The organism is Frankia sp. Allo2 (assembly GCF_000733325.1).
In the GTDB taxonomy this organism is placed as follows: domain Bacteria; phylum Actinomycetota; class Actinomycetes; order Frankiales; family Frankiaceae; genus Frankia; species Frankia casuarinae.
Genome location: NZ_JPHT01000023.1, coordinates 71,682 through 84,434, shown reverse-complemented (window position 1 = coordinate 84,434; position 12,753 = coordinate 71,682). Strand labels below are relative to the sequence as shown.

The 12,753-nt window shown below is 71.6% G+C and carries 7 protein-coding genes and 1 pseudogene; 7 read left to right on the top strand and 1 reads right to left on the bottom strand.

Annotated elements, in window-relative coordinates:
• The 6 genes and pseudogenes from ALLO2_RS15590 to ALLO2_RS15565 all read left to right on the top strand — a co-directional run.
• Window positions 1-208: pseudogene (locus ALLO2_RS15590) on the top strand (GDP-mannose 4,6-dehydratase); the annotation flags it as partial.
• 107 nt (window positions 209-315) lie between these two features.
• Window positions 316-1,503, top strand: a complete 1,188-nt coding sequence (gene wecB, locus ALLO2_RS15585) for a non-hydrolyzing UDP-N-acetylglucosamine 2-epimerase (RefSeq protein ID WP_011435751.1) — start codon at window positions 316-318, stop codon at window positions 1,501-1,503.
• Window positions 1,504-1,524: 21 nt separating this feature from the next.
• Complete coding sequence (locus tag ALLO2_RS15580) at window positions 1,525-2,871, top strand: nucleotide sugar dehydrogenase (protein ID WP_035732923.1); 1,347 nt, start codon at window positions 1,525-1,527, stop codon at window positions 2,869-2,871.
• A gap of 135 nt (window positions 2,872-3,006) precedes the next feature.
• Window positions 3,007-4,197 carry a glycosyltransferase gene (locus tag ALLO2_RS15575; protein ID WP_023841690.1) on the top strand — a complete coding sequence of 397 codons (1,191 nt, stop codon included), beginning with the start codon at window positions 3,007-3,009 and terminating at the stop codon, window positions 4,195-4,197.
• A gap of 66 nt (window positions 4,198-4,263) precedes the next feature.
• On the top strand, window positions 4,264-5,622 hold the full coding sequence (locus ALLO2_RS15570) for a glycosyltransferase (RefSeq protein ID WP_051875305.1): 1,359 nt from the start codon (window positions 4,264-4,266) through the stop codon (window positions 5,620-5,622).
• A 272-nt stretch (window positions 5,623-5,894) separates the two neighbouring features.
• Window positions 5,895-8,678 carry an aconitate hydratase gene (locus tag ALLO2_RS15565; RefSeq protein ID WP_035732921.1) on the top strand — a complete coding sequence of 928 codons (2,784 nt, stop codon included), beginning with the start codon at window positions 5,895-5,897 and terminating at the stop codon, window positions 8,676-8,678.
• Window positions 8,679-8,989: 311 nt separating this feature from the next.
• On the opposite strand, the gene ALLO2_RS15560 is transcribed toward ALLO2_RS15565, so the two are convergent.
• On the bottom strand, window positions 8,990-9,796 hold the full coding sequence (locus tag ALLO2_RS15560) for an inositol monophosphatase family protein (RefSeq protein ID WP_011435756.1): 807 nt from the start codon (window positions 9,794-9,796) through the stop codon (window positions 8,990-8,992).
• Between the two features lie 273 nt (window positions 9,797-10,069).
• Here ALLO2_RS15560 and valS point away from each other — a divergent pair, with 273 nt between their 5' ends.
• Window positions 10,070-12,745, top strand: a complete 2,676-nt coding sequence (gene valS, locus ALLO2_RS15555; protein WP_035732920.1) for a valine--tRNA ligase — start codon at window positions 10,070-10,072, stop codon at window positions 12,743-12,745.
• Window positions 12,746-12,753: the final 8 nt, after the last annotated feature.

The following is a 12,753-nucleotide window of genomic DNA, read 5'->3' as shown; positions in this document are numbered from 1 at the left end:
GCGGGAGGTGTTGGGGTGGAAGCCGCGGGTGGGGTTCGAGGAGTTGGTGGCGATGATGGTGGACGCCGACGTCGCCACCGAGACGGAATCGGCCGCGCGCGACGGGCTCGCGGCCCCCGCCGGGCGGGCTGGGGCGGCCCGTCCCGCCGGGCCTACCGTCGTCGACCAGCCGCGCGGCGGATCGGATCGTTCCGGGGTCCGCTCGTGACCGGCGTACCTGCGGGTGGTGAGCCCGTCGCCGGTGTACCGGTGGATGGTCTGCCCGCGCCGCGGGCTCCACTCGCGGCCGCGCGCCGCCGGTCCGGACCGGTCCCGATGCTCGCCGAGTCCGGGCTCGCGCCGAGGCCGCACGCGGTGGTCGTGGCCGGGGCGCGGCCGAACTTCATCAAGATCAAGCCGATTCTGGACGCCCTCGACGCGGAGGGTTTCCGGACCACGCTCGTGCACACCGGACAGCACTATGACGAGGCGATGAGCGAGGTGTTCTTCGCCGATCTCGGGCTGCGCCCCCCTGACCATCACCTCGCGGCCGGATCGGGCTCCCACGCCGTGCAGACGGCCGCGGTCATGACGTCGTTCGAGCCGTTGCTCGACCGGCTTGCCCCGGAGATCGTCGTCGTGGTCGGCGATGTCAACTCAACTCTGGCCTGTGCGCTCGTCGCGGCGAAGGCGGGCGTGCCCGTTGCCCACGTGGAGGCGGGACTGCGTAGCGGTGACCGGTCCATGCCCGAGGAGATCAACCGTGTTGTCACCGACCACGTGTGCGACCAGCTGTTCGCGACCTCACCGGACGCGGTGGAGCATCTGTACCGGGAGGGCCTGCCCCCCCGGGCGGTCCATCTCGTCGGCAACGTCATGGTGGACACCCTCCTGGCGTGCCGGGACGAGGCGCTGGGCCGGCCGACGCTGACCGAGCTCGGCCTGCACCCGGGCGGGTACGGCCTGGTGACCATGCACCGGCCCGCCAACGTCGACGATCCGGACGTGCTCGCCGGGCTGCTCGGGGCGCTCGGGGAGATCGCGGTGCGCTGCCCGCTGGTCTTCCCGGCGCATCCCCGTACGGCGGCGCGGCTGGCCGGGATGCTCCCTCCGGGGGTTCGGCTGCTCGGACCCGTGGGCTATCTCGACTCCCTGGCGTTGCAGGCCGGGGCGCGTCTCGTGCTCACCGATTCCGGCGGCGTGCAGGAGGAGTCCACCGTGCTGGGAGTACCATGCCTGACGCTCCGTGACTCGACGGAACGTCCATTGACTGTTACCGAGGGTACCAACCGGGTGGTGGGTCGGGACCGGAGGGTGGTGGTCACGGCCGCGTTCGACACCCTGGAGCGGCCGCCTGCGCCCCGGCGTCCGGCCTTGTGGGACGGCCACGCCGCCCGCCGCATCGCGCGAATTCTGGCCCGGGTGGTCGCCCCCCCGCCGGAACCGGGCCGTCCGGGCGCACCGGATCCGGCGATCCGTCCGCCGACCCAGGACACAGCTAGCCACCTACCTCTCTCTATGTAAACAATCTGACACACTATGTGTATGACTTCGAAGAAGCTGGTGGTCGTCGGGCAGGGATACGTCGGTCTCCCGCTCGCGATGCNGGCGGTCGATGTGGGTTGGCGGGTCGTCGGGGTGGACGTGGACGAGAGCCGTGTCGCCCGGCTGGCCGCCGCGCGGTCCTACGTCGAGGACATCCCCGACAGGCAGCTCGCGGCAGCGTTGGGGTCGGGCCGGTACGAGCCGACGTCGGACTACGCCCGCGCCGCGGCGTTCGACGTCGCGGTGATCACTGTCCCTACCCCGTTGCGGGAGGGGGCTCCCGACCTGTCCTACATCGTGGGCGCGGCGCGCAGCCTCGCGCCGCTGGTCCGGCCGGGCGTGACCGTGATCCTGGAGTCGACGACCTATCCGGGGACGACCGAGGAGCTGTTCGCCCCGCTGCTCACCGAGGGTTCCGGTCTGCACCCTGGTATCGACTTCCATCTCGGCTACTCGCCGGAGCGGATCGATCCGGGTAACCGGGTGTGGAACCTGGTGAACACCCCCAAGGTCGTCTCCGGGGTGCACGAGGACTCCCTGGCGGCCGTGAGCGCCTTCTACGACACCGTGGTCGAGCGGACGGTTCCGGTCGGCTCGACCCGGACCGCCGAACTCACCAAACTGCTGGAGAACACCTTCCGGCATGTCAACATCGCGCTGGTGAACGAACTGGCGATGTTCGCGCACGAACTCGGCGTCGACGTGTGGGAGGCGATCGACGCGGCCTCCACCAAGCCGTTCGGGTATCTGCGGTTCACTCCCGGCCCGGGGGTCGGCGGCCACTGCCTGCCCATCGACCCGTCGTACCTGTCCTGGCGGGTGCGCCGCAGCCTCGGCCGCAGCTTCCGATTCGTCGAGCTCGCCAACGACATCAACGACCACATGCCTGACCACGTGGTGCGGCGGGTCACCGAGATGCTCAACACCCGGCGACGGTCGGTCGCGGGCAGCCGCATCCTGCTGCTGGGACTCGCCTACAAGAAGAACACCGGGGATGCGCGCGAGTCGCCCGCGACGCGGGTGGCCACCCTGCTCGCCGACCTCGGTGCCCACGTGCGAGCGGCGGACCCGCACGTCGACGCGGCCCGGCTGCCGCCCCGGGTGACCCTGGTGGAGGTGGATGCGGGAGAGCTTGCGGCCGCGGATCTGGTGGTGCTCCTGGTCGACCACGACGCCTTCGACCGTGACCAGGTGGCACGGCATGCCTGTGCGGTCCTCGACACCCGGCACTGGCTGCCCACGCACGACCGGGGCCGCCGGCCGGTGGCGGCAGGCGGGGGACACCCGCTGATACCGGCGCAGGTCGCGCGGCACGACGAGCTCGCGTTCGCCGTGGAACCCCTGTGACCCCCTCCCACCTTCTGACGCCATCCCACCCTCGCGGCGTCCCGCATCTTCCCGTATCTTCTCGTATCTTTATGTAGTTGAATGATAACTGAAAATTATCGTCATCGAGAGGGTGCGGGCGGAGGGGCGGGTGCCATGCGGGTCGTCGCCACCGACGCGTGGTTCCATCACCGGCCGAGTGGGTGGCGGCGCCGGGGCCCGATAACGGTGCTGAAGGTGCTGAACCGGATGGAGCGCTCCGGCATTCATCCGGGGGCCGTGAACCTGCTCCGCCGCCTCGACCAGGACGAGTTCCGGCTGTTGTTCGCGGTGACGTCCGGCGCGGCAGGAGCGTTCGACGGTGAGATCCGGGCGCTCGGCGGCGAGGTGTACCACTGCCGGGCCGACTGGCGCTTTCCATGGTCCTTCCTGAGGCTGCTGCGCCAGGTACGCCCGGACGTGGTGCAGGCGGAGGTGGTGCAGGCGGACGTGACGATCCTCTCCGGGGTGGTCCTCGCGCTGGCCCGGCTCGGGGGGGTTCGGCGCCGCGTCGCCTACCTCGCCGATGCCCCGGACCGGCACGGCGACAGCCTGGGCGGCCGGGTGCGGCGGATCGTCGGCCGGTTGCTGCTCGACCGGTTCGCCACCCATCTGGTCGCGGTGAGCGAGGCGGTGATGCGGGGTCTGTGGCGGGAGAACTGGCGGCTCGACTCCCGTTGCCGCGTCATCTACCACGGCGTCGAGCTGGAACCGGTCGGCGTCGCCATCGCGGCCCGCCGCCGCGCGGAGGAACTCGCCGAGGACGATCAGGATCTTGTCACCATCGTCCACGTTGCCTGCCCGGATTCGGCGAAGAGCCGGGACCGGGCCGTGGAGATTCTCGCGGCGCTGCGGGGGCGGTCTGTGAACGCCCGGCTCCTCTTCGTGGGTCGTCAGGATGCCGCCGAGACGGCCCGGCTGGTCGCGCTGGCGTCTCGACGTGGCGTCGCTGACCACGTCGAGTTCATCGGCGAGGTTCTTGAGATCCCACGCCTGCTGGTCGCGGCCTCGCTGCTGCTGGTCACCTCCCGCCACGAGGGCCTGACCGGCATCGTGCTCGAGGCCTGCGCGGTCGGGACGCCCGTGCTCTGCGCGGACCTGCCCGGGGTCGACGAGATCGCCCGGCTGCTCCCCGGCGTGACGATCCTGCCGCTGCGTATCTCCGACGCGGTCTGGGCCGACACCGCCGAGATGCTCACCGCCGTTCCCCCGACCATTGATCAGCGCCGGGAGGCGATGCGTCTGCTGCGCCGGTCCCCGTTCACGATGGAGCACTGGCAACGCGACATCACGGCGGTGTGGTGGTAGCCGGCGTCCCCGCCCGTCCGGGTACCGCCACCGTCCGGCCACGACCAGGAAGGACGACCGCCCACGATGAAGATAGTCACCTTGCTCGAGGCGGGGGNCGGCCCGCGGNGGCCCGTCGCGCACGCCGTAGCCGAAAGGGAGAGCGGGGACCGCGTCATCGTCCTGATGCCCCCGCCTGACCACGTCGACAGTCCACTGGCCCGGGAGTTGACCGCGGGCGGCGTGGAGGTCGTCGCGAGCCCCGTGCCGCACCGGGGAGCGTCGATCCGCCGTCAGGCCGGTGGGATTCTCCGGCTGCGGGCGGAGCTGGCCGCGCTCGGGGCGGACGTCGTCCACTACCACCACTACGCCTCGGCGGTGGCCGCCCGCCTCGCCACCGTGGGCACCACGATCACCCGCGTGTACATGGTCGCGAACCCTCTGCACCTGGACCACCCGCTGATCCGGCCGGTCGAGCGGGTGCTCTGTCGGCTCGATCACCTGCTGATCGCGCCGACCTCCGACGTCCGGTGCCGCTACGCCGCGCTCGGCCAGCCGGTGCGCCGCCTGCGCACCGTGTCCTACGGCGTGGATCTGGACCGGTTCACGCCGGCGGACGACCGGGAGCGCCGGGGGGTCCGGACGGATCTCGATCTGCCCGAGAACGGGTTCGTGGCGGTGCGGGNGGCGCACTTCCACCCGCCCGGTCGTCTTGTCCATCCGGGCCGGGGGGNGGCGGGCCACGAGGTACTGCTGGCGGCCTGGTCGCGGTTCGTCGAGCTGGGCGGTCGCGGCACCCTGATCCTCGTTGACGGGGCTCCCGAGGGCGGGGAGGACGTCGCCGGTCGGCGCAACGAGGCCGCGGTCCGTTACCGCGAGCGGGTCCGGGTCTGGGCCGGGGCGCTTCCCGGCGCGGCGGCGGTGCGCTGGGTGCACGGTGTCCGCGACGTGCGGCCGTACTACGCCGCCGCCGATGTGAACGTGGTGTCCTCCTGGGTGGAGGACTACGGCGCCATCGGGGTGGCGTCGGCCTGCGGGGTACCGACCGTGGCGACGCGGGTCGGGGCGATCAGCGAGCTGGTGGACGACGAGACCGGCTGGCTGGTGGCACCCGGCGACGCGGTGGCGGTGGCGGAGTGTCTCACCGACGCCGCGGCCGGCCGGCGGACACCCGCCGCGCGCGACCGAGGCTTCGCCGCGCGGGCACGGGCCGAGAAGCTGCTGGATCGCCGGTCGTTGAGCCAGGACGTCGTCGCTGCCCTGCACGAGGCCGTGCGCGGCGCGCGGTCGTGGCACGCGTGCTCCGGCCCGGGCCGGAGCGTGCCGGGATGCACCGGGGACCGAAAGAACGAGTTCACCCGCAGGTGGGGTGATTATTGCCGAACATTCCGCCGTTGTGGGCAGGGGCCGCCGGCAGCTTCCGCTACTGTTAGCAGTGTTAAGTAATTGCTGGAGTCGGGCGTGACGACCTTGTTCGGGAGGCCCTGGCGGTTCCCGCCGACCCGGAGGGTCGGCGGGGTCACAGCGTCGCGGGCGCGGTGCGAGACGCGCCGGAATGCCAGGATGGGACGGAGCTGGCCGAGGCAGGCAGGCGCCGGATGCGTGCCCACCCGGGGCCGTGGGTCCGGTGTCACCATGGTGCGGCCAGCNGGGNGGGGCCATGGGAGCGAGCCCCGCCGCTCGCGGGTGGCGGGCGGCGGGCGACGAGGAGGAGAACGATGGACACCTTCGGCAGTACCGGATCGCTCGTGGTGGGTGATCGCACCTACACGATCAGGCGGCTGGACGCGGTGCCCGGGGCCGATCGACTCCCCTACAGCCTCAAGGTGCTGTTGGAGAACCTTCTGCGTACGGAGGACGGCGCGAACATCACCGCGGACCACGTCCGGGCGCTGGCGAACTGGGATCCCTCGGCCGCCCCCAGCCAGGAGATCCAGTTCACGCCCGCCCGCGTCATCATGCAGGACTTCACCGGTGTGCCGTGTGTGGTGGACCTTGCCGCCATGCGGGAGGCGATGGCCGCCCTCGGCGGCGACCCATCGAAGATCAATCCGCTGGCCCCCGCCGAGCTCGTGATCGACCACTCGATCATCGCCGACCACTTCGGCCGGCCGGACGCGTTCGAGCTCAACGCGGCGCTGGAGTTCGGCCGCAACCGGGAGCGTTACCAGTTCCTGCGCTGGGGTCAGGAGGCGTTCGACAACTTCACCGTCGTCCCGCCGAACACCGGCATCGTGCACCAGGTCAACCTGGAGCACCTCGCCCGGGTCGTCTTCACGAAGCAGACGGCCGATGGGACGCTGGCCTACCCCGACACCCTCGTGGGCACGGACAGCCACACCACGATGATCAACGGTCTCGGCGTGCTCGGCTGGGGCGTCGGCGGCATCGAGGCCGAGGCCGCCATGCTCGGCCAGCCGGTGAGCATGCTTATCCCCACTGTGGTGGGCTTCAAGCTGACCGGCGAGCTGCCGACGGGCACCACCGCGACCGACATGGTGCTCGTCATTACCGAGATGCTGCGTCGGCACGGCGTCGTCGGCCGGTTCGTCGAGTTCTACGGCGACGGCGTGACGAACGTCCCGCTGGCGAACCGGGCGACCATCGGCAATATGAGCCCCGAGTACGGCTCCACCTGCGCGATCTTCCCGATCGACGCGGAGACACTGAACTACCTCAGGCTGACCGGCCGTCCCGCGGAGCTGGTGGCGTTGGTCGAGGCGTACGCCAAGGAGCAGGGCCTCTGGCACGACCCGAGCCGCGAGGCCGCTTACACGACCACCCTTGAGCTGGACCTGTCCACCGTCGAGCCGTCGCTTGCCGGGCCCAAGCGCCCGCAGGACCGGGTGCCGCTGGCGAGCGCGAAGCAGGCCTTCCGGGCGGCGTTGGTCGACTACGCCCAGCCCCTGGTGCTCACGAACGGCGGCGCGGACGAGGCGGATGCCGAGTCCTTCCCGGCCTCCGACCCGGCGGCCGCATTCGCCGACAAGCCCTCCGACGCCCCGATCTCGGTGAACGCCGTGGTCGGGGACGTCGCCGCCCGCCCGTCCAACCCGACGGCGGTCACCCTCGCCGACGGCACGGGCGTCGAGATCGACCACGGCGCCGTCGCCGTCGCGGCCATCACCTCCTGCACCAACACGTCCAACCCGCAGGTCATGATCGGCGCTGCCCTGCTGGCCCGCAACGCCGTCGAGAAGGGGCTCACCCGCAAGCCGTGGGTGAAGACCACCCTCGCGCCGGGCTCGAAGGTGGTCATGGACTACTACGAGCGGGCGGGGCTCGTGCCCTACCTGGACAAGGTCGGCTTCAACCTGGTCGGGTTCGGCTGCACCACCTGCATCGGTAACTCCGGGCCGCTGCCGGAGGAGATCAGTGCCGCGGTGAACGACGCGGACCTGGCGGTGGTCAGCGTGCTGTCGGGCAACCGCAACTTCGAGGGCCGGATCAACCCCGACATCAAGATGAACTNCCTGGCGTCCCCGCCGCTGGTGGTCGCCTACGCGCTGGCCGGCACCATGGACATCAACCTCGACACCGACCCGCTGGGCACCGGCACCGGCGGGGAGCCCGTCTACCTGCGTGACATCTGGCCGAGCGAGGCCGAGGTCGCCGCGGTCGTCGGCGACGCCATCCAGTCCGAGATGTACGAGTCCGACTACGCCGACCTGTCCGGTGACGAGCGCTGGCGTTCGCTGCCGCTCGGTGATGGCGGGGAGGTGTCGCGGACGTTCGCCTGGGCGCCCGACTCCACCTACGTCCGGCACCCTCCGTACTTCGAGGGGATGGCGGCGAAGCCGGAGGCCCGGACCGACATCATCGACGCCCGGGTGCTGGCGGTGCTCGGCGACTCGGTCACCACCGACCACATCTCCCCGGCTGGTTCGATCAAGAAGGACTCGCCTGCCGGCCGCTACCTCACCGAGCACGGGGTCGCGCCCGCCGACTTCAACTCCTACGGGTCGCGGCGCGGCAACCACGAGGTGATGATCCGCGGCACGTTCGCCAACATCCGGTTGCGCAACCGGCTGGCGCCGGGCACCGAGGGCGGCGTCACCCGGCACCTGCCAGACGGCGAGCAGCTGGCCATCTACGACGCCGCGCAGAAATACGCCGCCGAGGGTGTGCCGCTGGTGATCCTGGCTGGTAAGGAGTACGGCTCGGGTTCCTCCCGGGACTGGGCGGCGAAGGGTACCTCGCTGCTCGGCGTGCGGGCGGTCATCGCCGAGTCCTACGAGCGCATCCACCGGTCGAATCTGATCGGTATGGGTGTGCTGCCGCTGCAGTTCCCCGCCGGCGAGTCGGTGGAGTCGCTCGGCCTGACCGGGGAGGAGACGTTCACCATCACGGGCCTCGCCGAGGTGGACGAGAGGACCCCGCCCATCACGGTACGTGCCGGCGACAAGACCTTCGAGGCGGTCGTGCGGATCGACACCCCCGGCGAGGCGGAGTACTACCGCCACGGCGGGATCCTGCTGTACGTCCTGCGCTCGTTGCTGTAGCCCACGACCGATGATCCGGGGCCGGCGGGTTCGCTCCCTGCCGGCCCCGCCCGCCGGTCCGCATGCCGCGCGCCCCCGTTCCCGTTTCCCGGACTGAGAAGCGACACGCCGTCAGCGGTATCAGTTGGGGAGGAACACCGTCATGCCCGGACAGTGGGACGCCACCGTCAAGTCGGTCTACGCCGTCGACAGTGGTACCTCGGGATCCGCTCCCGCGGCGGTCTCAGTCGGGCGCTCGTCGCAGCCGGAATCGACGACGTCGTGCCCTGGCCGTGAGCGGGGCCGGTGGTGGGCTCGCCCGGTCGGGGACCTCAGTCGCGGTCGGCGGGGGGATCCTCGGCGAGCAGGGCGGTCAGCGCCGGGAACAGGGCCGGCGGGGCGGCGACGGTGAGATCTTCGCCCGCCGGGCGGCCGTGCAGCCCACCGACCCGCAGCCCGGCCTCCACCGCCACCAGGCCGCCGGCGGCCTGGTCCCAGGGCTTCAGCCCACGCTCGTAGTAGGCGTCGACGAGGCCGCCGGCCGCCGCGCACAGGTCCAGCGAGGCCGCACCCATCCGACGGAGGTCGCGCACCCGGGGCACCACCCGGCTGGCGACAGCGGCCTGCGCGGCCCGGCGGGACGCCGTGTAGCCGAAACCCGTTGCGACGAGGGCGCCGGCCAGCGTCGTCACCGTGGAGCCGGTCAGCGGTTCCCCGTCCCGGTACGATCCGCCGCCCCGCGTGGCGGTGTAGGTCGCGCCCAGCGCCGGGGCGTGCACAACCCCGGCGACGACCTCCCCGTCGACCTCGGCGGCGATCGAGACCGCCCAGTTGGGCAGCCGGTAGAGGAAGTTCACCGTCCCGTCGAGCGGGTCGACGATCCAGCGCACCCCGGTCGTGCCGGCGGAGTCCGAACCCTCCTCGCCGAGCAGTCCGTCGCCGGGGCGCAGTTCGGCGAGCCGCCGGGCGACGAGCGCCTCGGAGGCGCGGTCGAGAGCGGTCACGACGTCGGTGGGAGACGACTTCGTCGTCTCCGCGGCCACGGTGCCCTCCCGGCCCCGCGCGAGCAGGTCACCCGCCGCACGGGCGATCGTCAGCGCAATGGCGAGCAGTTCGTCCGGGTCTGGCAGGTCGCTCATCGTCCGGCGCTCCAGGGATCGGCACGAAGTGGGGATCGGCACGGGAGTACGGTCCGTTCAACGGTTCATCCTGCCAAGACGGCCGGTCGTGTACTCCCCATGGAACGTGAGAGGTGTCACGTCCGTCGACCTCTTCCGCTTCCCGTTTCCGTTCCGTTCCGGCTCCGGCTCCGGCCCAGGGGCGCCTGCCCGGGCCGGAACCTCGCCGGTCCGCCGACCGGGGGACCTCGGCGGTCGATGACCACGATCGAGGCGCCCGTAGGATCGTTACTTGTGGTTGCGACAGACGGTACGGAACGGTCCACCCGCGCGGTCCCGGCGAAGCCGAGCCTGGACGGCATCGAGGCGCGCTGGTCGACGGTATGGCAGGACGAGGGCACCTACGCGTTCGACCGGACGGTCGACCGCGGGCAGGTCTACTCCATCGACACCCCGCCGCCGACCGTCAGCGGTTCCCTGCACGTGGGGCACGTCTTCTCGTACACCCACACCGACCTGATCGCCCGCTACCAGCGGATGCGGGGTCGCGAGGTCTTCTACCCGATGGGCTTCGACGACAACGGGCTGCCGACCGAGCGCCGGGTCCAGAACTACTTCGCTGTCCGCTGCGAGCCGTCGCTGCCCTACGACCCGGGTTTCACTCCGCCGGACAAGCCCGGCAAGGAGCAGGTCCCGATCTCGCGACGCAACTTCGTCGAGCTCTGCGAGCGGCTGACCCTGGAGGACGAGAAGGGCTTCGAGCAGCTCTGGCGCAGGCTGGGGCTCTCCGTCGACTGGTCGTACACCTACGCGACGATCGACGCCCGGTCGCGGACCGTTGCGCAGCGGGCCTTTCTGCGCAACCTCGCTCGGGGGGAGGCCTATCTTGCCGAGGCCCCGACGCTGTGGGACGTCACCTTCCGTACCGCGGTGGCCCAGGCCGAGCTGGAGGACCGGGACCGCCCCGGCGCGTACCACAGCCTGGCCTTCCCCCGGTCGGGCGTCTCCGCCCCGAGCAGCGGGCTGGACCCGGCGGGCTCCGGGGATCTGGCGGGCTCCGGGGATCTGGCGGACCCGATTGTCATCGAGACGACCCGTCCCGAGCTGCTGCCCGCCTGCGTCGCCCTGGTCGCCCATCCGGACGACCCGCGTTACCAGTCGTTGTTCGGCGCCACGGTGCGGACCCCGCTGTTCGACGTTGAGGTCCCGGTGGTCGCGCACCGGTTGGCCGACCCCGAAAAGGGATCCGGCATCGCGATGATCTGCACCTTCGGCGACCTCACCGACGTGACGTGGTGGCGCGAGCTGCGGCTGCCGGCGCGTGCGGTGATCGGCCGTGACGGCCGGTTCATCCCGGACCCACCGGGCGCCGTCACCTCCGCGGCCGGCCGGGAGCGGTACGCCGAGCTCGCCGGAAAGACCGTGCACAGCGCCCGGGCGCGGATCGTCGAACTGCTCGCCGGGTCCGGCGCGCTGCTCGGCGATCCGCGGCCGATCACCCATCCGGTCAAGTTCTACGAGAAGGGCGACCGGCCGCTGGAGATCGTGACGNCCCGCCAGTGGTACCTCCGCAACGGCGGGCGGGACGAGCCGCTGCGGGCCGCGCTGCGTGGACGCGGCCAGGAGCTGCGCTGGTACCCGGACTACATGAAGGTCCGCTACGAGAACTGGGTCGACGGCCTCAACGGCGACTGGCTGATCAGCCGGCAGCGGTTCTTCGGCGTGCCGTTCCCGGTGTGGTACCCGCTGGACGCCGCCGGTGCGCCGCGGTATGACGCGCCGATCGTGCCCGACGAGGCCTCGCTGCCGGTCGACCCGTCCAGCGACGTCCCGCCCGGGTACGCCGCCGAGCAGCGGGGCGTGCCCGGCGGGTTTGCCGCCGACCCCGACGTGATGGACACCTGGGCGACGTCTTCGCTCACCCCACTGATCGCCAGCGGCTGGGAGCACGATACCGATCTGTTCTCCCGGGTCTTCCCGATGGACCTGCGTCCGCAGGCGCACGAGATCATCCGGACCTGGTTGTTCTCGACGGTGGTGCGCACCCACGCCGAGTTCGACGTGCTGCCCTGGTCGAACGCGGCGATCTCCGGTTGGATCCTCGACCCGGACCGTAAGAAGATGTCGAAGTCCAAGGGCAACGTGGTGACCCCGATGGGCCTGCTCGAGGAGCATGGGTCGGACGCGGTCCGTTATTGGGCGGCGTCCGGGCGGCCGGGTACCGACACCGCCTTCGATGTCGGCCAGATGAAGAACGGCCGCCGGCTCGCCATCAAGATCCTCAACGCCAGCCGGTTCGCGCTCGGTCTTGCCGTGACCCCCGACGCCGGGGTCTCCGACGCCGAGGTCTCCGACGCCGGGGCGGCCCCCGCCCCGGCCAGTGAACCGCTGGACCGTGCCCTGCTGGCCGCCTTGGCCGACGTGGTCGACGCCGCCACCGCGGCCTTCGACGGCTACGACTACGCCCGGGCCCTCGAGGTCACCGAGTCGTTCTTCTGGCGGTTCTGTGACGACTACGTCGAGCTTGTGAAGGGCCGGGCGTACGGCTCCTCCGGGGCGGCGGGCGCGGCCTCCGCGCACACCACGCTCTCGGTGGCCCTGTCAGCGCTGCTCCGGCTGTTCGCCCCGGTCCTGCCGTTCGTCACCGAGGAGGTCTGGTCCTGGTGGCGTCCCGGTTCGGTGCACCGGGCGAGCTGGCCGGACGCCGCCGAGATCCGCAAGCTCGCCGAGGGCGCCCGCGTGGAGCTCCTCGGTGCCGTCGGGGCGGCGCTGTCCGGTGTCCGCCGGGCCAAGTCCGAGGCGAAGGTGTCGCAGAAGGCCGAGGTCGCGAGCGTCCGGATCAGCGGCGAGGCCGACCTCGTCGCCCTCGTCGAGTCGGTGGCCGCGGACCTGCGCAGCGCCGGCAGCATCCGGGAGCTCACGCTGAGCCCGACCGGCGGCGAGATCGCCGTCGCCGTCGAACTGGCCTGAACACCGGG